This window comes from Streptomyces sp. NPDC001070 (genome assembly GCF_053598835.1).
In genome coordinates, this window is record NZ_JBSFLB010000027.1 from 108,421 (window position 1) to 132,260 (window position 23,840).

The 23,840-nt window shown below is 72.9% G+C and carries 26 protein-coding genes; 15 read left to right on the forward strand and 11 right to left on the reverse strand.

The window, feature by feature from the left end:
* Positions 1–61 precede the first annotated feature (61 nt).
* Entirely contained in the window at positions 62–427 is a 366-nt protein-coding gene (locus ACWDAS_RS29675) for a DUF3099 domain-containing protein (protein WP_450397085.1), read from the reverse strand.
* Positions 428–602: 175 nt separating this feature from the next.
* Here ACWDAS_RS29675 and ACWDAS_RS29680 point away from each other — a divergent pair, with 175 nt between their 5' ends.
* The gene (locus tag ACWDAS_RS29680) at positions 603–884 is read left to right on the forward strand and encodes a GlsB/YeaQ/YmgE family stress response membrane protein (protein WP_450397088.1); all 282 of its coding nucleotides are present in this window, start codon (positions 603–605) and stop codon (positions 882–884) included.
* Positions 885–891: 7 nt separating this feature from the next.
* Here ACWDAS_RS29680 and ACWDAS_RS29685 read toward each other — a convergent pair whose 3' ends face one another.
* The 3 genes from ACWDAS_RS29685 to ACWDAS_RS29695 are packed head-to-tail and all read right to left on the reverse strand — an operon-like array spanning position 892 to position 4,375.
* A complete protein-coding gene (locus ACWDAS_RS29685) occupies positions 892–1,443 on the reverse strand; it encodes an RNA 2'-phosphotransferase (RefSeq protein ID WP_450397090.1) in 552 nt (183 codons plus the stop codon).
* A gap of 20 nt (positions 1,444–1,463) precedes the next feature.
* A complete protein-coding gene (locus tag ACWDAS_RS29690; protein ID WP_450397093.1) occupies positions 1,464–2,855 on the reverse strand; it encodes a metallopeptidase TldD-related protein in 1,392 nt (463 codons plus the stop codon).
* Positions 2,852–4,375, reverse strand: a complete 1,524-nt coding sequence (locus tag ACWDAS_RS29695) for a TldD/PmbA family protein (RefSeq protein WP_450397096.1) — start codon at positions 4,373–4,375, stop codon at positions 2,852–2,854. The genes ACWDAS_RS29690 and ACWDAS_RS29695 overlap by 4 nt, the downstream gene beginning before the upstream one ends.
* A 194-nt stretch (positions 4,376–4,569) precedes the next feature.
* Here ACWDAS_RS29695 and fabG point away from each other — a divergent pair, with 194 nt between their 5' ends.
* The 3 genes from fabG to ACWDAS_RS29710 all read left to right on the forward strand — a co-directional run bounded on the left by fabG (position 4,570) and on the right by ACWDAS_RS29710 (position 6,569).
* Complete coding sequence (gene fabG, locus ACWDAS_RS29700) at positions 4,570–5,274, forward strand: 3-oxoacyl-[acyl-carrier-protein] reductase (RefSeq protein ID WP_450397099.1); 705 nt, start codon at positions 4,570–4,572, stop codon at positions 5,272–5,274.
* 5 nt (positions 5,275–5,279) lie between these two features.
* Positions 5,280–6,047 (forward strand): enoyl-ACP reductase FabI, encoded by a 768-nt coding sequence (fabI, locus tag ACWDAS_RS29705; RefSeq protein WP_450397102.1) that lies wholly within the window; start codon positions 5,280–5,282, stop codon positions 6,045–6,047.
* A 186-nt stretch (positions 6,048–6,233) separates the two neighbouring features.
* The gene (locus ACWDAS_RS29710; protein ID WP_450397104.1) at positions 6,234–6,569 is read left to right on the forward strand and encodes a hypothetical protein; all 336 of its coding nucleotides are present in this window, start codon (positions 6,234–6,236) and stop codon (positions 6,567–6,569) included.
* Here ACWDAS_RS29710 and ACWDAS_RS29715 read toward each other — a convergent pair.
* Entirely contained in the window at positions 6,538–7,218 is a 681-nt protein-coding gene (locus ACWDAS_RS29715; RefSeq protein ID WP_450397107.1) for a FadR/GntR family transcriptional regulator, read from the reverse strand. The two genes, ACWDAS_RS29710 and ACWDAS_RS29715, sit on opposite strands and share 32 nt — an antisense overlap.
* 43 nt (positions 7,219–7,261) lie before the next feature.
* Between ACWDAS_RS29715 and ACWDAS_RS29720 the strand changes: the two genes are divergently transcribed.
* The 4 genes from ACWDAS_RS29720 (at position 7,262) to ACWDAS_RS29735 (ending at position 9,728) form a co-directional block, all read left to right on the forward strand.
* On the forward strand, positions 7,262–8,533 hold the full coding sequence (locus tag ACWDAS_RS29720; RefSeq protein ID WP_450397110.1) for a CynX/NimT family MFS transporter: 1,272 nt from the start codon (positions 7,262–7,264) through the stop codon (positions 8,531–8,533).
* Between the two features lie 68 nt (positions 8,534–8,601).
* Positions 8,602–8,724, forward strand: coding sequence for an SGM_5486 family transporter-associated protein (locus ACWDAS_RS29725; RefSeq protein WP_450397113.1), 123 nt, complete (start codon positions 8,602–8,604; stop codon positions 8,722–8,724).
* A 174-nt stretch (positions 8,725–8,898) separates the two neighbouring features.
* The gene (locus tag ACWDAS_RS29730) at positions 8,899–9,135 is read left to right on the forward strand and encodes a hypothetical protein (protein ID WP_450397185.1); all 237 of its coding nucleotides are present in this window, start codon (positions 8,899–8,901) and stop codon (positions 9,133–9,135) included.
* Positions 9,136–9,206: 71 nt separating this feature from the next.
* Entirely contained in the window at positions 9,207–9,728 is a 522-nt protein-coding gene (locus ACWDAS_RS29735) for a SixA phosphatase family protein (RefSeq protein ID WP_450397116.1), read from the forward strand.
* Positions 9,729–9,775: 47 nt separating this feature from the next.
* On the opposite strand, the gene serB is transcribed toward ACWDAS_RS29735, so the two are convergent.
* Both serB and ACWDAS_RS29745 read right to left on the reverse strand, forming a co-directional pair.
* The gene (serB, locus tag ACWDAS_RS29740; protein WP_450397118.1) at positions 9,776–11,017 is read right to left on the reverse strand and encodes a phosphoserine phosphatase SerB; all 1,242 of its coding nucleotides are present in this window, start codon (positions 11,015–11,017) and stop codon (positions 9,776–9,778) included.
* A 70-nt stretch (positions 11,018–11,087) separates the two neighbouring features.
* A complete protein-coding gene (locus tag ACWDAS_RS29745) occupies positions 11,088–12,806 on the reverse strand; it encodes a streptophobe family protein (RefSeq protein ID WP_450397120.1) in 1,719 nt (572 codons plus the stop codon).
* 162 nt (positions 12,807–12,968) lie between these two features.
* On the opposite strand from ACWDAS_RS29745, the gene ACWDAS_RS29750 reads away from it, so the two are divergent.
* Positions 12,969–15,572 (forward strand): FHA domain-containing protein, encoded by a 2,604-nt coding sequence (locus ACWDAS_RS29750; RefSeq protein ID WP_450397122.1) that lies wholly within the window; start codon positions 12,969–12,971, stop codon positions 15,570–15,572.
* Between the two features lie 98 nt (positions 15,573–15,670).
* Here the strand turns inward: ACWDAS_RS29750 and ACWDAS_RS29755 are convergent, their stop codons facing one another.
* From ACWDAS_RS29755 to ACWDAS_RS29765, 3 genes are all read right to left on the reverse strand, one after another.
* Positions 15,671–16,420 carry an aggregation-promoting factor C-terminal-like domain-containing protein gene (locus ACWDAS_RS29755; protein WP_450397124.1) on the reverse strand — a complete coding sequence of 250 codons (750 nt, stop codon included), beginning with the start codon at positions 16,418–16,420 and terminating at the stop codon, positions 15,671–15,673.
* Positions 16,421–16,733: 313 nt separating this feature from the next.
* Positions 16,734–17,810 (reverse strand): S-adenosylmethionine:tRNA ribosyltransferase-isomerase, encoded by a 1,077-nt coding sequence (locus ACWDAS_RS29760; RefSeq protein ID WP_450397126.1) that lies wholly within the window; start codon positions 17,808–17,810, stop codon positions 16,734–16,736.
* The gene (locus ACWDAS_RS29765) at positions 17,807–18,505 is read right to left on the reverse strand and encodes an SDR family oxidoreductase (RefSeq protein WP_450397130.1); all 699 of its coding nucleotides are present in this window, start codon (positions 18,503–18,505) and stop codon (positions 17,807–17,809) included. Before ACWDAS_RS29765 ends, ACWDAS_RS29760 begins: the two co-directional genes overlap by 4 nt.
* Before the next feature lie 187 nt (positions 18,506–18,692).
* Here ACWDAS_RS29765 and ACWDAS_RS29770 point away from each other — a divergent pair, with 187 nt between their 5' ends.
* The 4 genes from ACWDAS_RS29770 (at position 18,693) to ACWDAS_RS29785 (ending at position 21,439) form a co-directional block, all read left to right on the forward strand.
* Entirely contained in the window at positions 18,693–19,847 is a 1,155-nt protein-coding gene (locus ACWDAS_RS29770; protein ID WP_450397133.1) for a GAF domain-containing sensor histidine kinase, read from the forward strand.
* Positions 19,840–20,484 carry a response regulator gene (locus tag ACWDAS_RS29775; protein ID WP_450397134.1) on the forward strand — a complete coding sequence of 215 codons (645 nt, stop codon included), beginning with the start codon at positions 19,840–19,842 and terminating at the stop codon, positions 20,482–20,484. The genes ACWDAS_RS29770 and ACWDAS_RS29775 overlap by 8 nt, the downstream gene beginning before the upstream one ends.
* A 201-nt stretch (positions 20,485–20,685) precedes the next feature.
* On the forward strand, positions 20,686–20,934 hold the full coding sequence (locus ACWDAS_RS29780) for a chaplin (RefSeq protein ID WP_450397137.1): 249 nt from the start codon (positions 20,686–20,688) through the stop codon (positions 20,932–20,934).
* A 235-nt stretch (positions 20,935–21,169) separates the two neighbouring features.
* Complete coding sequence (locus ACWDAS_RS29785) at positions 21,170–21,439, forward strand: chaplin (RefSeq protein ID WP_450397138.1); 270 nt, start codon at positions 21,170–21,172, stop codon at positions 21,437–21,439.
* A 78-nt stretch (positions 21,440–21,517) separates the two neighbouring features.
* Here the strand turns inward: ACWDAS_RS29785 and ACWDAS_RS29790 are convergent, their stop codons facing one another.
* Entirely contained in the window at positions 21,518–22,315 is a 798-nt protein-coding gene (locus ACWDAS_RS29790; protein WP_450397141.1) for a hypothetical protein, read from the reverse strand.
* Positions 22,316–22,429: 114 nt separating this feature from the next.
* On the opposite strand from ACWDAS_RS29790, the gene ACWDAS_RS29795 reads away from it, so the two are divergent.
* Positions 22,430–23,221, forward strand: a complete 792-nt coding sequence (locus tag ACWDAS_RS29795; RefSeq protein WP_450397144.1) for an ABC transporter ATP-binding protein — start codon at positions 22,430–22,432, stop codon at positions 23,219–23,221.
* Positions 23,222–23,305: 84 nt separating this feature from the next.
* Complete coding sequence (locus ACWDAS_RS29800; protein WP_450397187.1) at positions 23,306–23,716, forward strand: NfeD family protein; 411 nt, start codon at positions 23,306–23,308, stop codon at positions 23,714–23,716.
* The last annotated feature ends 124 nt before the right edge of the window (positions 23,717–23,840 follow it).

Here is a 23,840-nt window from a genome sequence, read left to right on the forward strand (position 1 = left end):
AGTGCAGTGGATCCCCATGATTGATCTGAGCTTTTCTTGAGCTTCGAGGGCGCGGAACCGCTCAGCTCTGACCGGAATGGTGTGGTCCGTCCGGTTCTGTGGTCCGTTCCGTCGGCAGCAGCGGCTCGCCGGGGCCGAGCGCCGGCCGCACCGGCGGCGGGATCCGGGACGACGGCAGCCCGCGTGCGTTCTCCCGCCCGGCGTTGGCGATGACGACCGCCACGTACGGCAGCACCAGCCCCAGGACCAGCGCGATCCAGGCCAGCGGGGCCGAGACGTTCCACAGGACGACCGCCAGGATGAACGACAGGGTCCGGATCGACATCGAGATCATGTACCGCCGCTGCCTGCTGCGGACGTCCTCGGTGAGCCCTGCCGCGGTCCCGGTGATCCGGAAGACCTCGGCACCGCTCCGCTTCCGCGTCACATTCCACCACCTGCTCGAAACGCCGGAAGTCACCCACTTCCAGCACGGTCCACGTTACGCCGCGGGTCTGCCGCATTGGAGACCGGGGAGGCCGCCTTCGTGTGACGACGCCCGCCGTACGGCGTATGGCCGCCTTCTGCATGCGGCGTACCCGGACCACACCGAGACTGGGCGCATGAACTGGTTCTGGGCGATCATCGTCGGCATCGTGCTCGGCTTCCTGGCGAAGCTGCTCCTGCCGGGGAGGCAGGACATCCCCTGGTGGCTCACCATCATCTGCGGCATCCTCGGAGCCATCCTGGGCAACGCGGTCGCCGGATGGATCGGTGTCCGGCACACCGGCGGTGTCGACTGGATCAGGCACATTCTGCAGATCCTGGGCGCGATCCTCGTGGTCGCCGTGATCACTCCGCTGTGGGCCTCGATCCGGGGCAGGCGGCGGCACACCGCCGCCTGAACCCGGCTCAGACGACGTGCTGCCGCAGATGCGTGGGCGGCACCCGGTCGGTGAGCCACACGCCGTTGGCGCTCACCCGGAACACGTGGCCCGTGGCGGCCAGCCCCGCCGCGTCCACCGCCAGCACAACGGGACGGCCGTGCCGCGCACCCACGCGCACGGCCGTCTCCACGTCCGCCGACAGATGCACGTCCCGCCGGGACATCGGCTTGAGCCCCTCGCGCAGCACGATCGGCAGCGTCGTGCTCGCCGTGCCGTGGAAGAGGACCTCCGGCGGCTCCGCGGGGGCGAGCCCGAGGTCGACCTCCACCGAGTGCCCCTGACTGGCCCGGATCCGCCGGCCGTCCTCCGAGAACGCGTACCGCTTCTTGTTGTTGCCGGCCACGACATGGTCCAGCTCGGCGCGCGAGAAGCGCCGGCCCGCCCGGGAGGACGCGGCGATCAGCTCGTCCACGTCCACCCAGCCGCCCTCGTCGAGGGTGATCCCGATCGAGGCCGGGTCGTGCCGCAGCACCCGTGCCAGGAACTTCGAGACCTTGACCAACTGCTTCTCGTCCATCGCCCCACCCGTCGTCGTGGTCAGACCCCCTGGCTGACCGAGCTCATGTTGAAGTCCGGGACCCGCATCGCCGGGAACGCGGCACGGGTGAACCAGTCGCCCCACTCGCGCGGCAGCGTCCGCTCCGTACGGCCCACCTCGGCGGCCCGGCCCAGCAGGTCCACCGGCGACTCGTTGAACCGGAAGTTGTTCACCACACCGGTCACCTCGCCGCCCTCGACCAGGTAGACCCCGTCCCGGGTCAGGCCGGTCAGCAGCAGCGTCGCCGGATCCACCTCGCGGATGTACCACAGGCACGTCAGCAGCAGACCCCGCTCGGTGTCCGCGACCATCTCGTCCAGCGACCGCTTGCCGCCGCCGTCCAGGATCAGGTTGCCGCCGGCCGGCGCCAGCGGCAGCCCGGTCAGCCCGGCGCTGTGGCGCGTGGTGAGCAGCCGGTTGAGCACGCCCTCGCGCAGCCAGTCGGTCGGCTCGACGGGCAGCCCGTTGTCGAAGACCGACGCGTCGTCACCCGACGCGTGCGCGATCACGAACGGCGCGGACTCCAGCCCCGGCTCATGGGGGTCGCTGCGCAGCGTCAGCGGCAGCTCCGAGAGCTTCTCGCCGACCCGTGTGCCCCCGCCCGGCTTGCTGAAGACCGTACGGCCCTCCACCGCGTCCCGGGCCGCCGCGCTCCACTGCTGATAGATGACCAGATCCGCCACGGCCGACGGCGGCAGCAGCGTCTCGTACCGCCCCGCGGGCAGGTCGATCCGGCGCTCCGCCCAGGCCAGACGCTGCGCCAGGTCGGCATTGAGGGCCGCCGGGTCGACATCGGTGAAGTCGCGGGTGGCGGCGCCGGCCCACGCCGAGCGGGACATGTCCTCGGACTTGGCGTTGAGCTCCAGGGTGCCGCTGGGCTGGTCGTGCCGGAGCCGGAGCCCGGTGGACGTGCCCAGGTAGGTGGAGGTGACGGAGTGGTAGGCGAAGCCGTACAGCCGCCGCCCGCCGGCGCGTGCCGCCGCGAAGGACTCGCCGAGGGCGGGCGCGAACGCGGCGAACACCTCGGAGGAGGTCTCGGCCGGCGGCTCGGTGAAGGAGGAGCTGGCCGGGATCCCCTCGACCAGCGGCTGGGCGTCCTCGGCCGGGCCCGCGTCCCGTGCGGCGGCCTCCGCGGCCCTCACCAGCGGCTCCAGTTCGTCCGCGGTGACCGCGGCGCGGGACACGACGCCGGAGGCGGTGCCCTGGGCGCCGTTCACCGTGGCGATCACCGTGAGGGTGCGGCCGCGGGTGACGCCGTTGGTGGTCAGCGCGTTGCCCGCCCAGCGCAGGTTGGCCGAGGACCCCTCGTCGGCGATGACGACGCAGCCGTCCGCCCGGGACAGCTCCAGGGCGCGCTCGACGATCTCGTGGGGCTTGGAGAGGGTGCTCATCGACCGGCCTCCTGCGTGGTGTTGAGGATGTTGACCCCGCGGAAGAGCGCGGACGGGCAGCCGTGCGAGACGGCGGCGACCTGACCCGGCTGGGCCTTGCCGCAGTTGAAGGCGCCGCCCAGTACGTAGGTCTGCGGCCCTCCGACGGCCTCCATGGAGCCCCAGAAGTCGGTGGTGGTGGCCTGGTAGGCGACGTCGCGCAGCTGCCCGGCCAGCCGGCCGTTCTCGATCCTGAAGAAGCGCTGCCCGGTGAACTGGAAGTTGTAGCGCTGCATGTCGATCGACCACGAGCGGTCGCCCACGACGTAGATGCCGCGCTCCACACCGCTGATCAGCTCCTGCGTCGACGGCCCGTCCGGCGCGGGCTGCAGCGACACGTTCGCCATCCGCTGCACCGGCACATGGCCGGGGGAGTCCGCGTAGGCGCATCCGTTGGACCGCTCGAAGCCGGTGAGCCTGGCGATCCTGCGGTCCAGCTGGTACCCGACGAGGACCCCGTCCTTGACCAGGTCCCAGGACTGCCCGGCGACGCCCTCGTCGTCGTAGCCGATGGTCGCCAGTCCGTGCTCGGCGGTGCGGTCACCGGTGACGTTCATGTGCGCGGAGCCGTACTGGAGCTTGCCCAGCTGGTCGAAGGTGGCGAAGGAGGTGCCCGCGTAGGCCGCCTCGTAGCCCAGCGCCCGGTCCAGCTCGGTGGCGTGGCCGATCGACTCGTGGATGGTCAGCCACAGGTTCGACGGGTCGACCACGAGGTCGTACGAGCCCGCCTCCACCGACGGCGCCGCCATCTTCTCGGCGAGCAGCCCGGGGATCTGCGCGAGCTCCGCGTCCCAGTCCCAGCCGGTGCCGGTCAGATACTCCCAGCCGCGGCCGGCGGGCGGCGCCAGGGTGCGCATCGAGTCGAACTCCCCGGAGTCCGGGTCCACCGCGACGGCGGTGAGCTCCGGGTGCACCCGCACCCGCTGCTGGGTCGTGGTGGTGCCCGAGGTGTCCGCGTAGAACTTGTTCTCGTGGACGGTCATCAGGGAGGCGTCGACGTGCGACACGCCGTCGGCGGCCAGCAGCCGCCCGCTCCACTCGGACAGCAGACCCGTCTTGTCGGCATCGGGCACCTGGAAGGGGTCGATCTCGTAGGAGGAGACCCACACCCGGTCGGCGTGGACCGGCTCGGCCGCCAGCTCCACCCGCTCGTCCGAACCCGCCGCCGCGATCACCTTGGCGGACAGCTTCGCCATCGCCACCGCCTGCCCGGCCACCCGCGCCGCGGCGTCCATCGTCAGGTCCACCCCCGAGGCGAACCCCCAGGCCCCGCCGTGCACCACCCGCACCGCGTAGCCGACGTCGGTCGTGTCCGACGACCCGGACGCTCTGCCGTCGCGCAGTCGCCAGGAGGCGCTGCGCACCCGCTCGAAGCGGAAGTCGGCGTGCTCGGCCCCGAGGGCCCGGGCGCGCGCGAGCGCCGCGTCGGCGAGTGCCCTCAGGGGCAGCGCCAGGAATGACTGATCGACCTCGTGGGGCACGACGGCCTCCCCTTCTGTCCAATCGTCAATGTCTCCGCAGTGAATCATGCCGCTCCGACAATCCGGTCGCCCGCCGTTTTCTGTAGGGACTCGACAGCGACTCGCACACGCCCCTGTCGGGGGTCGATTCCCCGTACCGCTGCGTAGGCAGATAGTTTTTTGGAGTACCAGACCACTACGGAAAGGGTGATCCGTTGAGCCGCTCGGTTCTCGTCACCGGAGGAAACCGGGGCATCGGCCTCGCCATCGCCCGGGCCTTCGCCGACGCGGGCGACAAGGTCGCCGTCACCTACCGCTCGGGCGAGCCCCCGGAGGGGTTCTTCGCCGTCAAGTGCGACATCACCGACGGTGAGCAGGTCGAGCAGGCGTTCAAGGAGATCGAGGCCCAGCAGGGCGCGGTGGAGGTGCTGGTCGCCAACGCGGGCGTCACCCGCGACCAGCTGCTGCTGCGGATGTCCGACGAGGACTTCACCTCCGTCCTGGACACCAACCTCACGGGCACCTTCCGGGTGGTCAAGGCCGCGTCGAGGAAGATGCTGCGGGCCCGCAAGGGCCGCATCGTGCTGATCTCCTCCGTCGTGGGGCTGCTCGGCTCGGCGGGCCAGGCCAACTACGCCGCGTCCAAGGCCGGCCTGGTCGGCTTCGCGCGGTCCCTCGCGCGTGAGCTCGGCTCGCGCAACATCACCGTCAATGTGGTCGCCCCCGGTTTCGTCGACACCGACATGACCCGGGTGCTCACCGACGAGCAGCGGCAGAACATCGTCGGCCAGGTCCCGCTGGCCCGCTACGCGCAGCCGGAGGAGATCGCCTCCTCGGTCCGCTTCCTCGCCTCCGACGAGGCCGCATACATCACAGGAGCCGTCATTCCCGTCGACGGCGGATTGGGCATGGGTCACTGAGCATCATGAGTGGAATCCTCGCTGGAAAGCGCATCCTCATCACCGGCGTGCTGATGGAGTCCTCCATCGCCTTCCACACCGCGAAGCTCGCCCAGGAGCAGGGTGCCGAGATCATCCTCACGGCGTTCCCGCGGCCGACGCTGACCGAGCGCATCGCCAAGAAGCTGCCCAAGCCGGTCAAGGTCATCGAGCTCGACGTCACCAACGAGGAGCACCTGGCCTCGCTCGCGGACGTCGTCCGCGAGGAGCTGGGCGGCCTCGACGGCGTCGTGCACTCCATCGGCTTCGCGCCCCAGGACGCCCTCGGCGGCAACTTCCTCAACACGCCGTTCGAGTCCGTCTCCACCGCGATGCACGTCTCCGCGTACTCGCTGAAGGCGCTCACCATGGCCTGCCTGCCGCTGATGCAGGAGGGCGGCTCGGTCGTCGGCCTCACCTTCGACGCGCAGTACGCCTGGCCCCAGTACGACTGGATGGGTCCGGCCAAGGCGGCGCTGGAGGCCACCTCCCGCTACATCGCGCGGGACCTCGGCAAGCAGAACATCCGCTGCAACCTGATCTCGGCCGGGCCGATCGCCTCCATGGCCGCCAAGTCCATCCCGGGCTTCGGCGAGCTGGCCGACGTCTGGAACCACCGCTCCCCGCTGGAGTGGGACCTCGCCGACCCCGAGCCGGCCGGCCGCGGCATCGTCGCGCTCCTCAGCGACTGGTTCCCCAAGACCACGGGTGAGATCGTCCACGTGGACGGCGGTCTGCACGCGATCGGCGCGTGATCGCCCGGGCTCCCTCGGCTCATGCGTGACGGCCCCGGCGCCGCCTTCGGGCGGCGCCGGGGCCGTACGCGCGTTCGGGCCGTTGTCCCCCGTTCGGCCCAGCAGACCGGGTGCCGGGGCGGGCGGGGCCGCCAGGATGGCTGTGCGGGGGTGAGCCCGGGGGTGAGCGGAGGGAGGGCGTGAATCGTGCGTGTCTACGTGTGCGCCGCGGCGGTGGCCGTGGCGGTGGCCGCGGGCGCGGCCCCGGCGGCCGCGGCCACCGGGGCCGCGACACGGCTGCCGGACGTCGCGGAGTGCCGGACCTCGGTGCAGGGCGGCGAGGGCGTCGCCGTGTGCTTCAACCCCGACCCTGACCTGGACCGCGTGCAGCTGCACATCGAGTGCCGCCGCTGGTGGGACCCGGACGTGGACGGGGCCCCCGTCCCGGTCGGGCCTGCGGTGACGGTGACGCTGAGCGACCGCTGCTGGAAGGAGATCCAGAACGTCTGGGTCACCGGGACGCTGGACGGAAGCGGCAGCTGAAGGCGTGCCCCGAGGCCTCGGAGGAGGCCGTCTCCGGATCGCCAGCCCGGATCGCCTCGACGAGCCGGGCGTGGTCCACGTACTGCTCGGGGCGCAGTTCCTCGCCGACGTCCGCGCGCAGGAAGGCGCGCAGCACCTCGCCGAGGTCGGCGTAGAGCTCGGCGACGACGTCGTTGTGCGAGGCCGCCACGACGGACAGGTGCAGCGCGGCGTCGGCGTCGACGAAGGCGTCGGCGCTGCCGGACTGCCAGGCCCGTTCGCGCCGGTCAAGGGCCGCGTCGAGCTGCTTCAGGTCGCGGTCCGTGCGCCGCCGCGCGGCGAGCGCGGCCGCGGAGGCCTCCAGGGCGCTGCGCAGCTCGGCCACGTGCCGCGGGTCGGCGTCGGCGAAGCGGCGGTGCATCACCCCGGCGAGCTCACTGGTGGCCAGCACATAGGTGCCGGAGCCCTGCCGGATGTCGAGCAGCCCGTTGTGCGCCAGTGCCCGGACGGCCTCGCGGACGGTGTTGCGGGCCACCCCGAGCTGCTCGACCAGCTGGGTCTCGGTGGGGATCCGCGACCCCACCGGCCACTCGCCGGAGGTGATCTGCGCGCGGAGCTGCGCGATCACCTGGTCGGCGAGGGCGGAGCGCCGGGGCGAGGTCAGGGGCATGGACTCTCCTCAACATTCATCCCATCATTCTATGATGGCTGGCATGCGTGACGACGAAGCGACGCTCGACCCTGCCACGGAACGGGCCACCATGCCCCCACACATCCCCGCCGCTCCGCAAGGCATGCGGCGGACCCGGATCCTGGTGGCCGTCGCGCTCGTCCTCGCGGCGCTCAATCTGCGTCCGGCCATCACCAGCCTCGGCGCCCTGCTGGAGGAGGTCCGCGACGGCCTCGGCATGAGCGGTACCGTCGCCGGACTGCTCACCTCCGTCCCCGCGCTGTGCTTCGCGGTCTTCGGGGTGACCGCGCCCCGGCTGGCCCGCCGCCGCGGCCCGGGCGTCGTGGTCTGCGCGGGCCTGGCCGCCATCGCCCTCGGGCTGTTCCTGCGTCCGTTCGCCGGCGGCACGGCCCTCTTCCTCGCCGCGAGCGCCCTGGCCCTGGGCGGCATAGCCGTCGGCAACGTCCTGATGCCCGTCGTCGTCAAGCGCTGGTTCCCGGACCGGGTCGGCACCATGACCGGGCTCTACTCGATGGCCCTCTCCCTCGGTACCGCGCTCGCCGCGGCGGTCACCGTCCCCGCGACCCGGGCCCTGGGCGGCGACTGGCGGCTCGGCCTCGCCGCCTGGGGCGTGCCTGCCGCCGTCGCCGTGCTGCCGTGGCTCGCCCTCGTACGCGACCGGGGCCGGGGCGCCGCCCCGGCGGCCGCCGCCCCCGACGCGGAGGAGGCACCGGCCGGCCGCATCACCCGCAGCCGAACCGCCTGGGCGCTCGCCGTCTACTTCGCGCTCCAGTCGACCGGCGCGTACATCACGATGGGCTGGCTGCCGCAGATCTTCCGCGACGCGGGGGTCTCCGCCGCCACCGCGGGTGTGCTGCTCGCCGTGACCATGGTGATGGGCGTGCCGCTCTCCTTCGTGCTGCCCGCGCTCGCCGGGCGGATGCGGCACCAGGGCGGACTGGCCGTCGGCCTCGGCCTGTTCGGGATCGCCGGCTACGGCGGTCTGTGGGCGGCACCGGCCGCCGCACCGTGGGTGTGGGCCCTGCTGCTCGGCATCTCCAACTGCTCGTTCCCGCTCGCGCTCACCATGATCGGAATGCGTTCGCGCACCGGCGCCGGAGTGGTGCGGCTGTCGGCCTTCACGCAGTGCACCGGCTACCTGCTCTCCATTCCCGGGCCGATCCTCGTCGGGGCCCTCTACCAGCACTCCGGCGGCTGGGACCTGCCCGTGGCCTTCATGCTCGCCCTGCTGCTGCCGCAGATCGCCGCGGGCGTGGTCGCCGGCCGTGACCGGGCCGTGGAGGACGAGCTCTGACCGCCCTCGCGCGCGGGTCCGGCCACCCGGGTACGCGACGGCGGACGCCGGATGCGAGACTGGGCGGCATGCCCGTGCTCGAGCCCAACCCCCCGCAGCCGCAGAAGAAGCTTCTGATCATCTTCGGCCTCATGCTGGCCGTGCCCGCCCTCGTCGCGGTGATCGCCATCATCGGCGCCAAGTTCGGCTGATCCGCCACCCCGAGACCCGGGGTAGGGAGAACCCCACCTCCCCTAGGGGGCCAGGGTCAGGGTCCAGTGGGTGGGCCACCGGATGGGACCGCCGGCCGCGTTTCCGTAGCGTCGTGACGCAAGGCCGGGCACCACTCCGGCATCCCGGCTGACCCACGGAGGCGTCCCGTGTCCATGCAGGCTGTTCCCTCGCGTACCCCGCGATCCCGCATCGCCCGCCCGGCGGTCGGCCGGGGCACGCAGACGCGCCTGCCGTGGTGGGCGCTCGCCCTGCCCGCGCTCGCCTTCGCGGCGCTGCTCGCCCTGGTCGCGGGCCCGGGAGCCGCCGACGCGTCGGCCGCGGAGCCCGTGGGACGGCTCCTCCACGCGATCGGCGAAGGCCTCCCGGGAGTCCTCCAGCACCTGCTGTGAACCCCCGCGGCGAACCGTGAACCGTCCCGCAGCACGCGCCTGGCGGACGGATTTCTGGAAAGCTGAGGGTCATGAGCGCAGCTGCATCGCCCCGCCGGATCGTCCTGCTCCGGCACGCCAAAGCCGACTGGCCGGACGTCCCCGATCACGAGCGACCGCTGGCGGAACGCGGCCGCAAGGAGGCGCCCGTCGCCGGCCGCAGGCTCGCCGAGCTGGGGATCCCGTTCGATCTGACTCTCTGCTCCTCGGCCGTCCGCACCCGTGAGACATGGAAGCTCGCCGCCCACGAACTCCCGCACCGCCCCCGCACGGTCTACGAGGAGCGGCTCTACGACGCCACCCTCGGGGACCTGCTCGCCCTGCTCAACGAGACCCCCGACGACATTGACGACCTGCTGCTGGTGGGCCATAACCCCGCCATCCAGGCCCTCGCCGACGCCCTGGCGGGGGAGAGCGACGGGGACACCCTGGCGCGGCTGCACCGCACCGGATTCCCGACCGCGGCCATCGCCGTGATCACCTTCTCCGGCCCCTGGAAGACGGTCGAGCACGGTGTCGGCCGCCTCGTCGACTTCTGGTCGCCGCACGACTGAGCCGCATCCGGGCCGGGCCCTCACCGCATCCGTCCGCGCCGCACCGGTCAGGTCGCGGCGGCGGCGCCGTCCCCGGCGTCGGCCGCCTCGACCTCCTCGCGCGTGATGCCCAGCAGATAGAGCACGGTGTCCAGGAAGGGCACGGTGACCGCCGCGTCCGCCGCCCGCCGCACCACCGGCTTGGCGTTGAAGGCGACCCCGAGGCCCGCCGCGTTGAGCATGTCCAGGTCGTTGGCCCCGTCACCGATGGCGACGGTCTGGCTCAGCGGGACTCCGGCCTCCGTCGCGAAGCGCCGCAGCAGCTGCGCCTTGCCCGCCCGGTCCACGATCTCGCCGGTCACCCGGCCGGTCAGCTTGCCGTCCACGATCTCCAGGGTGTTGGCCGCCGCGAAGTCCAGCCCCAGGCGTTCCTTGAGGTCGTCGGTGACCTGCGTGAAGCCCCCGGAGACCACACCCACCTGGTAGCCCAGCCGCTTGAGCGTGCGGATCAGCGTGCGGGCCCCGGCCGTCAGCCGCACCTCCTGCCGGACCTTGTCCACCACGGACTCGTCCAGCCCCTCCAGCAGCGCGACCCGCGCGTGCAGCGACTGCTCGAAGTCGAGCTCGCCGCGCATCGCCCGCGCCGTCACCTCGGCGACCTCGTCCTCGCAGCCCGCGTGCGCCGCGAAGAGCTCGATCACCTCGTCCTGGATCACGGTGGAGTCCACGTCCATGACGACCAGGCGCTGCGCCCGGCGGTGCAGGCCCGCCGACACCACGGCCACGTCCACGCCGCGCTCGTGGGCCTCCAGGGCGAGCGCCGGGCGCAGCGTGTCGGTGGCGACACCGGACACCGCGAACTCCACCGCCGTCACCGGGTACTTCGCGAGCCTGAAGATGCGGTCGATGTTGCCGCCGGCCCCGGTGATCCTGGCCGCTATGGCCGCCGTGGACTCCGCCGTCAGCGGATGCCCGAGGACCGTCACATGGGAGCGGCCCTCGCCGCGCGGCCGGTTGTCGCCGATACCGGAGATGATCTCCGCCTGCAGCCGCATCGACTCGGCCCACGAATGCACCGTCGCGCGCAGCTCACCCTCCACGGACCGGCCCGCGGGCGCGGTCACCAGGGCGCAGAGCACGATGCGACCCCGGGTGACGACCTGCTCGATGTCGATGACGTTCACCTGGAAGCCGGCCAGCATCTCGAAGAGCCCGGCGGTGATCCCCGGCCGGTCCTTGCCGAAGATCTTGACCAGCAGCGTCGGCACATTGACGGCGGTGGCAGCGGTCGCCTGCGATGCGTCGTTCATGGTGACTCCACCGTATCGGGCACCGGGCCCGGCACGGACATGTGTTCCGCCTGGCGGACACCGCCCGGGGTCAGCGGCGGCCCCCGGGCGCGCCGGGCGGCGGCGGGCCCTCGTGCGGCGGGCCGGGCCGCGGGGCGGGGGGCGGGCCCGGCGGCGGGGGCAGCGGCACCCCGGCGACCGTCCGCGCCGAATGCGGCGCCTCGCCCGTCGGGGGCTGCAGGTAGGGGTTGGGGCCGACGTCCGGCGGCCCGTAGCCGGGACTCGGGATGTAGGGCCCGGGCTGGTACGCGATGCCCGGATAGGTACGGGCGACGTTCTCCCCGGCCGCCGCCTCGGCCGTACGCTGCAGCGCGTACGGCGACACCCGGCGCCCCGCGGTGCCCGTCGCCAGCGCCAGCAGCGCCCCCGCGCCACCGGCCACCGCGCCCCAGGCCGCTCCCAGCAGCAGCGCCAGGGGCAGGCTGCCGTGCAGGTCGACGCCGGCACTGACGGCGTCGAAGCCGAAGACCGAGATGCCCGCGTTCACCGAGACACCGGTCAGCCACACCAGCAGCGGGAAGGCGACGGCCGTGACCACCCCGAGCCGCACGGCGCACCGCCCCGCGAAGCCCGCCCGCGTCGACCCCCACTGCGGGGTGCGGGCCGCCGCCAGCGCGCCCGCCGCCAGCATCATCAGCGCCGCGGCGACGGTCAGCAGCCACACCCGCTGGTCGTACCCGGCCAGCCGGGCGGGCGTCACCGGCTCGGCGACGTTCGTCGACAGCAGCCGGTCCAGCGGATCCGGCAGCATCTTCGCCAGCTCCCCGGTGGCGGTGCCCCGCCAGGACACGAACAGCCCGAGCGGCACCGCCAGCCACACCCCGTTGGGCGCCCCCAGCAGCGCCGCCCCGGCGATCCGACCCGGCTCGTCGCCCGTCGCCGCCGCGTACCCGGCCGCCGCGCAGCCCGCGACCACGGCCAGCAGCAGCACCCAGCGCAGCGCCGACGCGGCCGGCCGGACCACCCGGTGCAGCGCCGCCAGGGCAGGAGGCAGCGGCGTACGGCGCGAGGTCAGCAGCGCCATCAGCAGGACGGCCGCCACCCACAGCAGCCCGCCGAGCAGGGAACGGCCGGTGGCCACGTGGAAGCTCACCGAGGCCTTGGCGTCGATCAGGTCCTGCAGCCCGTCGCCGAGCCCCCCGCCGATGTCGCCGATGCCCGGCAACCGGTCCACCAGGCCCCCGCCGCCCTTGTCCGCGCCCAGCGCGGCGCCGTCGATGGCGATGGTGTCCTCCCCGGCCCACGCCAGCGCGCCGAGCAGCGCCACGAAGAGCACCACCACCGCCCCCGCGCGGGCGGCGAGTTCCCCCGCCGGGATCGTCAACCCGGCCCGGCGCAGCGACCGCAGGAACACCCAGGCCAGCAGCAACGCCCCCACCAGGCCCACGCCCAGCGGCATGAGGTCGAGCCGGCCCGCCCCGCCCGCCCCGTCCAGCCCGAACACGGCGACATCGCCGGAGGGGACGACCTTTCCGCCCACCGCCATCGCGACCACCGCCGCCGTCATCGGCCCCAACGAGCCCGCGGTGTCCGCGCCGAGCAGATGCAGGCCCAGCGCGGCGGTGCCCACCATCCCCAGATACGCCCAGCTCACCGCGGCGACCGCGGACAGCAGCACACCGCCCCAGGGGACCGGGCGCCCCGGGCGGCGCGCGGGCGCCGTGGATGGTGTGGAGGTGTACGCGGTCATGCCCGCCCCCGAGATCTCGCGTCCGAACCGCCTGTGATGCGTGGTGCCCTGATCCGTCATGATCCGCACGGTTCGAGGGCGGTTACCACTCTCCGGTGGTGTTTCGGCGCCGTCAACGGCTTCCGGGAAGAGGGTTCATATCACTCTTACGTGGAAGCTTCCTGACGGGTGGCCGTGCCTGGAATAGTTCCGCCCGATGTTCGCAATCCCTAGACTCCCCTCATGGGGGACAACCCGGGGGACAACTTTGTGGGGCTTGGGGTGCCTGAACTCGTACTCGAACTGAACGGACAGACCTGGGCGCTGGATCCGGCCAGGTCGTACAGCCTCGGCCGGGATCCGCAGTCGGACGTCGTCCTCGACGACGCGCGGATCTCCTGGCGGCACGCCACCATCCGCCGGGCCGAACGCGGTTGGGTCATCGAGGACCTCGGCAGCACCAACGGCACCTACGTACAGGGCCAGCGGGTCCACGCCTACGACGTCGCCGCCGGTGCCACCGTCAACCTCGGCAACGCCACCGACGGCCCACGACTGAGCTTCAGCGGCGGCGCCGCGGCCGGCGGTGACCTCTACAGCGCCGAGACCGCGCTGGCGCAGCCGCAGCAGGCCCGACAGTCCGGGCCCGCGGCGCAGGCCTCGCCGAGCCCGGTCGCCCCGCCGCGGCAGGGCGGCTGGGGGAACGGGTCGTCCGGCCCGTATGTGCCGCAGCCCTCACAGGCGCCGCAGCCGGACAACCGGCAGGCGCCGCAGGCGCACATCCCGTCCCCGCACGGGCCGTCCGGCGCCGCCGGCGCGCCGCCCGTCTACGGCGACCGCAGCCCGACCACCTTCCACCACCTCGTCCTCGGCCGCGTGATGAAGATCGGCCGCGCCCTGGAGAACGACCTCGTCGTCTCCGACCTGCAGGTCTCCCGTTTCCACGCGGAGTTCCGGGCGCACCCCGACGGCCGCTACGAGATCGCCGACCTCGGCAGCCACAACGGCACATACGTCAACGGCCAGCCGATCCAGCGTCACCTGCTCGGCCCCAACGACATCGTGGGCGTCGGCCACTCCACCTTCCGGCTGGTCGGCGACCAGCTCGAGGAGTTCGTCGACACCGGCGAGATCTCCTTCTCCGCCCGCCGGCTCACCGTGCGCGTGCCGCAGGGCAGCGGCACCAAGACCATCCTCAACGACGTGTCCTTCGGCGTCCCCGAGAAGTCGGTGATCGCCGTCATCGGCCCGTCCGGCTCCGGCAAGTCGACGCTGCTGCGCGCCCTGACCGGCTACCGTCCGGCCGACGAGGGCGAGGTGCTGTACGACAGCCGCAACCTGTACAAGCAGTTCGCCGAACTGCGCCAGCGCATCGGCCTGGTCCCGCAGGACGACATCCTCCACAAGGAGCTGACGATCCGCAGAGCCCTGCGCTACGCGGCCAAGCTCCGCTTCCCCGGCGACACCAAGGCCGCCGAGCGCGAGGCCCGGATCGACGAGGTGCTGCGCGAGCTCAAGCTCGACGTCCACGCCGACAAGCGCGTCACGTCGCTCTCCGGCGGCCAGCGCAAGCGCGTCTCCGTCGCCCTGGAGCTGCTCACCAAGCCCTCGCTGATCTTCCTGGACGAGCCCACCTCGGGCCTCGACCCGGGCATGGACCGCGACGTCATGAAGCTGCTGCGCGGCCTCGCCGACGACGGCCGCACCGTCCTCGTCGTCACCCACTCGGTGGCCGAACTGGCCCTGTGCGACAAGCTGCTGGTGATGGCGCCGGGCGGCTCCGTCGCCTACTTCGGCCCGCCCGAGGAGGCGCTGAACTTCTTCGGCTACGACACCTGGGCCGACGTCTTCTCCGCCTTCGAGAACTACCGCGACTACGACTGGTCCGGTCGCTGGCGCGGCTCCCAGCACTACCAGATCTACGCCGCGGACCTGGACGCGGTCGCCCCGCAGTCCGTAGGCGCGGCCCCGCAGCGGTCGAAGCCGCCCAAGCCGCAGAGCTGGCCGTCGCAGTTCGTCACCCTCGTCCGCCGCTACCTGGCGGTGATCGCCTCCGACAAGGGCTTCATGGGGCTGATGGCGATCCTTCCGGCCGTCCTCGGCCTGGTGAGCGTGGTCATCCCGGCGAAGTTCGGCCTGGCGCCACCCGGCCAGGCGAACAAGTTCAACACCGACGCGGGCACCATCATGCTGATCGTCGCCGTGGGCGCCTGCTTCTCGGGCGCCGCCAACTCGGTGCGCGAGCTGATCAAGGAACGGGTGATCTACGAACGGGAACGGGCCACCGGCCTGTCCCGCTCGGCGTACCTGCTCTCCAAGGTCTTCGTCCTCGGCCTGATCAGCGCCCTGCAGGGCGTCATCATCTGCACCATCGGCCTGTCGGTGCGCAAGCTGCCCGAGGAGGGCCTGATCATCAAGAGCTTCCCGGCCGCGGAGCTCACCCTGGTGATCATCGCGCTGGGCTTCACCTCGATGATGTTCGGCCTGGTCATCTCCTCGCTGGTGAAGACCGCCGAGAAGACCATGCCGCTGCTGGTGATGTTCGCGATCGTCCAGGTCGTGTTCACCGGCGTCCTGTTCCAGATCTTCGGCACCGTCGGCCTGGAGCAGGTCGCCTGGCTCATGCCCTCCCGCTGGGCCATCGGCGCCGCCGGCGCCACCCTCGACCTCGGCCACCTCATGCCGCCGTGGGACCAGGCCAAGCCCGACAACCTGGACCCGCTGTGGGAGCACTCGGCGAGCCAGTGGGGCTTCGACATGGCGATACTGCTCGGCATCGCCCTCGTCTGCGGTGTCCTCGTCCTGCGGCTGCTGCGCCGCCACGAGCCCGAGGTCATGCGCAAGTAACGGCCCCTGCCGCAGCGAGCGCGAACGGAGGGCGGCGGTTCCCCGGACCGGGGAACCGCCGCCTTCCGCACGTCCCTGCCCGGCCTGCGCCGGCCGGCTCAGTACCAGTGGTTGGCCTGCCAGAACGACCAGGCGCCGCAGGGGCTGCCGTAGCGCTCGTTCATGTAGTTCAGGCCCCACTTGATCTGGGTGGCCGGGTTGGTGCGCCAGTCGGCGCCCGCGGAGGCCATCTTGGAGCCGGGCAGCGCCTGGACCAGGCCGTACGCGCCGGAGGAGGCGTTGACCGCGTACGGGTTCCAGGTGCTCTCGTGCATCACGATGTTGGCGAAGCACTGGAACTGGGCCGCGTCGCCGATGATCTGCTGCGCCATCTGCTGCGGGGTGCCGGACGGGGCCGCCGGGGCCTTCGGGGCGGCCGCTCGGGGCGCCGCCGGACGCGAGGTCTCGTACCGCTGCTGCGGGACGAGGGCCTTGCGCTCGTGGCTCCGGTTGGCCGCCTGCTGCTGCCGCCGGTGGGCCTGGTGCGCCAGGTGCGCGGCGTGGCGCTTGCGCTCCTCGGCCTGCTGCCTGCGCTCCACGGCCTGGTGGGCGACGTGGGCGGCGTGCTGCTTCGCGACCGCCTTCCGGTGGGCGACATGGGCGACGTGCGCGGCGTGCTGCTCGGCCGCGGCGGACCGCGCCTGTCCGGCGGCGGTCTCCGGCGTCGTGCCGGAAGCCTGCGCCGTCCCGCTGGTCCCCGCCACACCGGTGATGGCCAGGACGCCCACACCGGCCGCGGCGATGCCTGCGGCGGAGTACTTGTGGGTCTTGGTCAGACGGTCGAGCATCGGGATCGTCGGGAGCTGCATGGGGGAGTGACCTCTTCCATTCGGCTGCGCTCCGCTCTGCCCTCGGGCAAGGAGAAGCGCCGCGTGTCGAACGCGGCGCGGAGCGACCCGAGCATTCTTAGCCCCGGGAAATTTCCCGACCAAACCCACCTATTACTACCCGAAGTAGTAACGGCCGGATCGGCCGGGTCCGGCATTCGCCGCACACCCGGCCGATCCGGCCGTTCCACCCCCTACTACCGGGCTTCGTACGTGACGTACGTCCTATGTGCCGCCTCACAGACCGGTGGCGCACCGCGACCACGCGACGACGCCGGGTCGGTGCGGAGCCCGTTCAGGGCAGCAGCAGATTCACGTCCCCGAACTCGTGCCAGAGGTAACCCGCCCCCACGGCGCCGTCGTAGACCCGTTCCAGCAGCCGACGGCCGGCCACTGCCTCCAGCAACAGCAGATGCGACGCCGCCGGGTCGTGCAGCCCGGTGAGGAGGCCGTCCACGGCCCTCACGCCCCGCTCGGGCGTGACCACCAGGTCGGTCCAGCCGCCCGCCGCCGCGACCCTCCCCCGCGCGTCCGCCGCCGTCTCCAGGGCGCGCACCGCCGTGGTGCCCACCGCCACCACCCGCCCGCCGCCCGCCCGCGCGGCGTTCACCAGCCACGCGGTGCTCTCCGGCACAGAGAAGCGCTCCGGGTACGGCGGCTCGTGCGCCTCGCCCGAGGACACCCCGGTGTGCAGCACCACCGGCGCGACCTGCACCCCGCGGCTCACCAGCGCCGTGACCAGCCCGTCCGTGAAGGGACGCGCCGCGCTCGGCATCTCCGCCGAGCCCAGGCCGTCCGCCGACGGCACCGAGAACACCGTCTGATAGGCCGCGAGCGGCTGGTCCCGCTCGGTGTACGGGTAGCGGATCGGCCGCCCGTGCCGGTGCAGGTACGCCATCGCGTCCGCCACCGACGCCCGCGCCACCCACAGCCGCTCCCCGCACGGGCTCAGCGGCTCCTGCAGCACCAGCCGCTCTCCCGCCGGCAGCGCCACCGCCACCCCTGCCGGGCCACCCGCCCGCGGCCGGGTCGTGCCCCGCCCGTCAGGTGCCCGCAGCTCCACCATCCAGCGCCCGTCGTCCAGCAGCCCGGAGAAGTGCACCACCACCGCGGACTCCCCGAGCCCGCCGTCCACCGCCGCCGGCAGAGTCCGCGAGGTGTTCACCACCAGCACGTCCCCGGCCCGCAGCAGCCCCGGCAGTTCGCCGAAGGCGTGGTGCTTGACCTCCGCCGAGGCACGCCGCCCCACCAGGAGCCGCACCGCGTCCCGGCCTGCCGCCGCGCCCCCGCGCTGCTCCACCGGGACCCGCGCCGACAACTCCTCCGGCACCTTCAGCGCGTCCAGCCCGCCCAGCCCGCCCAGCGCGGTCACCGCCGGGCCTCCAGCAGCGCCGGCGCCACGTAGCGGCCACTGGCCGCGTCCTCGTCGAGCAGCCCCAGCACCGCCGGCACCACGGACTCGGGAGAGGGGCGCTCGTCCGCGTCGGGGTCGTCTGGGACGGCCGCCGTGTACAGCGCCGTCCGCATGTCGCCCGGGTCCAGCCACCACACCCGCAGCTCCGGCTCCTCCACCGCCAGCACCGCCGACAGCTGTTCGAGTGCCGCTTTGCTCGCGCCGTACCCTCCCCACGTGGGGTACGCCTCGACGGCGGCGTCCGAGCTGATGTTGAGCACCGCGCCACGTTGCCGGCGCAGAAGGGGCAGCCCCTCCTGCACCAGTCCCAGCGCGGCCACCACATTGGTCTCCAGCGCCGTCCGCAGCCCCTCCAGCGGATGCCCGGACAGCGGCGTCAGCGGCTCCGCGCCCAGCGCGCCGGCGTTGTTCACGAGCAGATCGAGCCCCCCGAACTCCCAAGCCGCCGAGACCAGTTCCACCCGGTGCCCCGGATCGGCGACGTCGCCGTGCAGCGCGGTCACCCGCGTCCGGTCCGCCAGTTCCGCCTTGGCCCGCTTCAGCGCGTCGGCGGACCGCGCGTCGATCACCAGGTCCCAGCCCCGCTCGGCGAGCGCCCCGGCGAGGGCCCGTCCCAGACCCCGCGACGCCCCCGTGATGATTGCCACCGGCATGACGTGTCCTCCCACCCGCCGCCCGGCCCGCTGCCCGGCGGTTGCCCCCACCGTAGGAACGGCCCGCCCCGGGCGCCTCGGCCGCCCGCAGCACCGGGGCACCGAACTTCGGCCTAGGTCCAGGGACCCGGGCCGCTCCGTCACCCGGCCGATCCCCGAGCCCGCACCCCGCCGGTACGGTGATGACATGTCCAGCCGATCGTCCCGACGCGGCCTCGAGGCGGTGAGCGCGGCCGTCCTCGCGATGAGCCGGCACCTGGAGGTGCGCGAGGTCCTGCAGACGATCGTCGCGTCCGCCCGCGAACTGCTCGACGCCGAGTACGCCGCGCTGGGCGTGCCGGACGACCACGGCGGCTTCGCCCAGTTCGTGGTCGACGGCGTCAGCGACGGTCAGTGGAAGGCGATCGGCCCGCTGCCCCGGCAGCACGGCGTCCTCGCGGCGATGCTCCACGAGGCCACCCCGCAGCGCCTCCCCGACGTCAAGGCGGACCCCCGCTTCGGCGGCTGGCCCTCCGCGCACCCCGACATGGCCGACTTCCTCGGCATGCCGGTGGTCGACGGCGACGAGATCCTGGGCGCCCTCTTCCTCGCCAACAAGCGCGGCGCCCCCCGCCCGGCCGACGGCGGCTGCGCCTTCACCGAGGAGGACGAGGAACTGCTGCGCACCCTGGCCGCGCACGCCGCCATCGCCCTCACCAACGCCCGCCTGTACGAGCGCAGCCGTGAGCTGACGCTCGCCGGGGAACGGGCCCGCATCGCCCACGAGTTGCACGACGCCGTCTCGCAGAAGCTGTTCTCGCTGCGGCTGACCGCCCAGGCCGCCTCCGCCCTGGTGGACCGCGATCCGGCCCGTGCCCGCGAGGAGTTGAAGCAGGTCGCGGTGCTCGCCGCCGAGGCCGCCGACGAACTGCGCGCGGTCGTGGTGGAGCTGCGGCCCGCCGCGCTGGACGAGGACGGCCTGCTCGCCACCCTGCGTACCCAGGTCGACGTCCTCGGCCGGGCGCACCCGGCGCGGATCTCCTTCAGCCACTGCCATGTCCGCGCCCTGCCCGCCGCCCAGGAGGAGGCGGTGCTCCGGGTCGCCCAAGAGGCGCTGCACAACGCGCTGCGACACGCGGAGGCCACCTCGGTGGCGGTGCGGCTGGAGGGCCGGGGCAGAGGAGCGGTGCTCACGGTGACCGACGACGGGCGCGGCTTCGACCCGTCCGCGGTGCGCCGTGCCGGCCGCCACCTCGGACTCGTCTCCATGCGGGACCGGGCCGACGGGGTGGGCGGCGGTCTGACGGTGGACTCGGCGCCCGGCAAGGGCACCGTGATCGAGATGGAGGTGCCCGGTGGCTGACGGACCCATTCGCGTCCTGCTGGTCGACGACCACCAGGTGGTCCGCCGCGGCCTGCGGACCTTCCTCGAAGTGCAGCCCGACATCGAGGTGGTGGGCGAGGCCGGCGACGGCGAGGAGGGCGTTCTGCGCGCCGGTGAACTCGCCCCCGACGTGATCCTGATGGACGTCAGGATGCCGGGCACCGACGGCATCGAGGCACTGCGCCGGCTGCGCGACAACGGCAGCAAGGCCCGCGTCCTGGTCGTCACCAGCTTCACCGAGCGGCGCACCGTGGTCCCCGCCCTGCGCGCGGGCGCGGCCGGCTACGTCTACAAGGACGTGGACCCCGACGCGCTGGCCGGCGCCATCCGATCGGTGCACGCCGGGCACGTGCTGCTGCAGGCGGAGGTGGCCGACGCCCTGCTCTCCCAGGAGGACAACGGCCCCGGGCAGGGCCGCGGCGGCACCCTCACCGACCGCGAGCGCGAGGTGCTCTCGCTGATCGCCGAGGGCCGCTCCAACCGGGAGATCGCCCGCGCCCTGGTGCTGTCCGAGAAGACCGTCAAGACCCACGTGTCGAACATCCTGATGAAGCTGGACCTCTCCGACCGTACCCAGGCCGCGCTGTGGGCGGTGCGGCACGGCGTCGGCGGCTGACACGGCGGGGGAGCGGACGGACAGCGGACGGAGCCCGGTGGCGGCCCGTAGCGGTAGGACAAGCGGATCGTCGCGCTCCGGACCGAGATTCATACCGTCGGGTGTATGTCGCCCGGATGGCGCAACCTGGTCGCGTCCGCCCCGTTTTCCATGGCGTGCTGCGGCGCCTGCCGCGGTACCCATGCAAGGAGGGTCAAGAACGTGAAGAACCTGCACAAGGCCGCCGCCGTCACCATGGTCGCCGGAAGCCTCGCCCTGGTCGGCGCGGGTGCCGCCTCCGCCCACAGCGGTGGCGCCCACGCCAACGGTGGTGCGACGCACAGCCCGGGCGTGGTCTCCGGCAACGTGATCCAGGTGCCGGTGCACATCCCGGTGAACGTCTGCGGCAACACCATCAGCGTCGTCGGTGTCCTCAACCCGGCCGTCGGCAACGTCTGCGTCAACCACTGACCCAGGACGCCACCCCACGGCCCGGCCGTGACCACCGGCCCCGGAGCGCTCCGCCGCCCCGGGGCCGGTCCCTTCGAGCGGCGCGGGGGTCCCGCCGGCACGACACCCGGTACGACACGCAGATTCCGCCGTACGGAGGTTTCCGCCGCCCTCCCCGTGTCACCGCCCCGTGCTCCGCGTTCCTCAAAGTGCGGCTCCTCGACCGGGGTCGTGTCATCACAGGAGGAACAGCTTCATGAACAGCGCCAAGAAGGCCGCCCTGATCATCGCCGCCGCCGGTGCGGCCGCCGCCGGTTCGGCCGCTACCGCGCTCGCCGACTCCCACGCGGGCGCCGTGGCCGCCGGATCGCCCGGTGCGTTCTCCGGCAACGTGACCCAGGTCCCGGTGAACACGCCGGTCAACCTGTGCGGCAACACCCACAACTTCTTCGCCGCACTGAACCCCGCGATCGGGAACACCTGCGCAAACATCGACGGCAAAAGCCACGGCTCCTACGGCCACTGAGCCATTGAGAGGGCCCCGCGGACAGCGCCGTCCGCGGGGCCTTCCCCTTGTCCCCCGTCCCCTGACCCCGGGCGCCGCTCAGCCGCGGCGCCGCTCGGCCTCCTCGACGTACGCGTTGTACGCCGCCACCTGCGCCCGCCGCGCCGTACGCTCCACCGGCCGCAGCAGCTCCGCCCGCGCGGCGATCTCCGAGGCGCTGACCGCCGCCCCGTGCTCGGCCTGGGCCCCGGTGGCGATCCCGACCAGCGCGCCCACCCGCTGCGCCAGTTCGAGCACCCGTACGGCCCGCGGCGGATACCCCGGCGCGAGTACCTCACGACCCCGCGCCGCCCGTGCCCGGTACGCCTCCAGCGCCGCCTGGGCCGCCGGGCCCGCGCCGGCGACGTCCAGCCGCGCCAGGGCCTCCGTGGCGTCCCGCAGCGCCTCCGCGAGCTCCCGCTCCGCCTCGCCCAGCGAGGGCACGTCCGCCGGCGGCGCGTCCCGTACCTCCAGGCACTGCCATTCGACCGTCACGTGCACGTCCCCCCGCGGCCCGGCCTCCGTCACCTCGGGCACCAGACCGAGCGCGGGGCCGCCGACGGCGATGACCGCCTCGCCCGCCGCCAGCGCCCGCGCGTTGAACTCCGGAGGCCCGCTGAGCCCCAGCGGGTGCCCGGGCACCGGCAGCGCGATCCGCAGCCCGGACACGCCGAGCGCGCGCAGTCGCCCCAGGCCCAGGGTCAGGCCCACCGGGCCGTCCTCCCCGGGAAGTCCGGAGATCCGGTGGACCGAATCGTCTGCGAGCACTTCCTGGGCGGCGTCGTCCGGCGCGGCAAGTCCGGCAATCAGGGCATTTCCCCAAGCCGCCAGCCGTCCTGAGCGTGGTTCGTCGAGCATCCCCCCAGCCTAAGGACTGGGGTGCCCCGGGCGTGGCGTAGATTTCCTGGGGGCGGTGCCTACAGGTGCTCGCGACAGCAGACATGCGATCGGGAAATGGGAGACAACACGCTCATGAGCGATGTTCTGGAGCTGGTGGACGTATCCGTGGTCCGAGACGGCCGGGCTCTGGTGGACCAGGTCTCCTGGTCGGTCGCCGAGGGTGAGCGCTGGGTGATCCTCGGTCCCAACGGCGCCGGCAAGACGACCCTGCTCAACATCGCGTCGAGCTACCTCTTCCCGACCTCCGGCACCGTCCAGATCCTCGGCGAGAAGATGGGCGGCGTCGACGTCTTCGAACTGCGCCCCCGCATCGGCATCGCGGGCGTCGCCCTGGCCGAGAAGCTGCCGCGCAAGCAGACCGTCCTGGAGACCGTCCTCACCGCCGCGTACGGCATGACCGCGCACTGGCAGGAGAGCTACGAGCAGGTCGACGAGGACCGTGCCCGCGCCTTCCTCGACCGGCTCGGCATGAGCGACTACCTCGACCGCAAGTTCGGCACCCTCTCGGAGGGCGAGCGCAAGCGCACCCTCATCGCCCGCGCCATGATGACCGACCCCGAGCTGCTGCTGCTCGACGAGCCCGCCGCCGGCCTCGACCTGGGCGGCCGCGAGGACCTCGTCCGCCGCCTCGGCCGGCTCGCCCGCGACCCGATCGCCCCCTCCATGGTCATGGTCACCCACCACGTCGAGGAGATCGCCCCCGGCTTCACCCACGTCCTGATGATCCGTCAGGGCAAGGTCGTCGCCGCCGGCCCCATGGAGACCGAACTCACCTCCCGCAACCTGTCCCTGTGCTTCGGCCTCCCGCTCGTCGTCGAGCGCCGCGGCGACCGCTGGACCGCCAACGGCCTGCCCCTGAAGTAACCCGCTCCCAAAGCCTCGGGCAGAGCCGTCGCACCCTGTCACAGATCCACTCCGGAGCCCTACGATGGACGCGTGGACGACTGGTTGTGGTGGCTGATTGCCGCCGTGGGGCTGGGTATTCCGCTTGTGGTGACCGCGATGCCCGAGTTCGGGATGTTCGCGGTCGGAGCCGTCGCCGCCGCGATCGCGGCCGGCCTCGGTCTCGGCATCACGCCGCAGGTGCTGATCTTCGTCATCGTCTCGGTCGCGGGCATCGCCGTCGTACGCCCGCTGGCCAACCGCAGCCGCTCGCAGCGCCCGGAGTTGCGCAGCGGCATCGACGCGCTCAAGGGCCGCCAGGCCGTCGTCCTCGAGAGAGTCGACGGGCACGGCGGCCGGATCAAGCTCAACGGCGAGGTCTGGTCGGCCCGCGCACTCGAAACGGGACGGGCCTTCGAGCCCGGCGAGAGCGTGGACGTCGTCGAGATCGAGGGCGCGACGGCCGTCGTGATGTGATCCCGCGCGCCCCCGCACCCGGCAGCGGCACGGGAATTCGCCGAACCCGGCCCGTCTCCCCGCGGGGTCTGCCAGACTTGATCATGTCTTCGTACAGGTAGCCACAGGCAATCGGCGTGGGAGT

Coding starts and splice junctions, on each gene's coding strand:
- ACWDAS_RS29685 (WP_450397090.1), bottom strand. CDS start 1,443: ATGGACGAGAAGCAGTTGGTCAAGGTCTCGAAGTTCCTGGCACGGGTG.
- ACWDAS_RS29750 (WP_450397122.1), top strand. CDS start 12,969: ATGGGGGACAACCCGGGGGACAACTTTGTGGGGCTTGGGGTGCCTGAA.
- ACWDAS_RS29735 (WP_450397116.1), top strand. CDS start 9,207: ATGAGCGCAGCTGCATCGCCCCGCCGGATCGTCCTGCTCCGGCACGCC.
- ACWDAS_RS29755 (WP_450397124.1), bottom strand. CDS start 16,420: ATGCAGCTCCCGACGATCCCGATGCTCGACCGTCTGACCAAGACCCAC.
- serB (WP_450397118.1), bottom strand. CDS start 11,017: ATGAACGACGCATCGCAGGCGACCGCTGCCACCGCCGTCAATGTGCCG.
- ACWDAS_RS29715 (WP_450397107.1), bottom strand. CDS start 7,218: ATGCCCCTGACCTCGCCCCGGCGCTCCGCCCTCGCCGACCAGGTGATC.
- ACWDAS_RS29720 (WP_450397110.1), top strand. CDS start 7,262: ATGCGTGACGACGAAGCGACGCTCGACCCTGCCACGGAACGGGCCACC.
- ACWDAS_RS29725 (WP_450397113.1), top strand. CDS start 8,602: ATGCCCGTGCTCGAGCCCAACCCCCCGCAGCCGCAGAAGAAGCTTCTG.
- ACWDAS_RS29790 (WP_450397141.1), bottom strand. CDS start 22,315: ATGCTCGACGAACCACGCTCAGGACGGCTGGCGGCTTGGGGAAATGCC.
- ACWDAS_RS29795 (WP_450397144.1), top strand. CDS start 22,430: ATGAGCGATGTTCTGGAGCTGGTGGACGTATCCGTGGTCCGAGACGGC.
- ACWDAS_RS29745 (WP_450397120.1), bottom strand. CDS start 12,806: ATGACGGATCAGGGCACCACGCATCACAGGCGGTTCGGACGCGAGATC.
- ACWDAS_RS29690 (WP_450397093.1), bottom strand. CDS start 2,855: ATGAGCACCCTCTCCAAGCCCCACGAGATCGTCGAGCGCGCCCTGGAG.
- ACWDAS_RS29770 (WP_450397133.1), top strand. CDS start 18,693: ATGTCCAGCCGATCGTCCCGACGCGGCCTCGAGGCGGTGAGCGCGGCC.
- ACWDAS_RS29765 (WP_450397130.1), bottom strand. CDS start 18,505: ATGCCGGTGGCAATCATCACGGGGGCGTCGCGGGGTCTGGGACGGGCC.
- fabI (WP_450397102.1), top strand. CDS start 5,280: ATGAGTGGAATCCTCGCTGGAAAGCGCATCCTCATCACCGGCGTGCTG.
- ACWDAS_RS29680 (WP_450397088.1), top strand. CDS start 603: ATGAACTGGTTCTGGGCGATCATCGTCGGCATCGTGCTCGGCTTCCTG.
- ACWDAS_RS29785 (WP_450397138.1), top strand. CDS start 21,170: ATGAACAGCGCCAAGAAGGCCGCCCTGATCATCGCCGCCGCCGGTGCG.
- ACWDAS_RS29730 (WP_450397185.1), top strand. CDS start 8,899: ATGCAGGCTGTTCCCTCGCGTACCCCGCGATCCCGCATCGCCCGCCCG.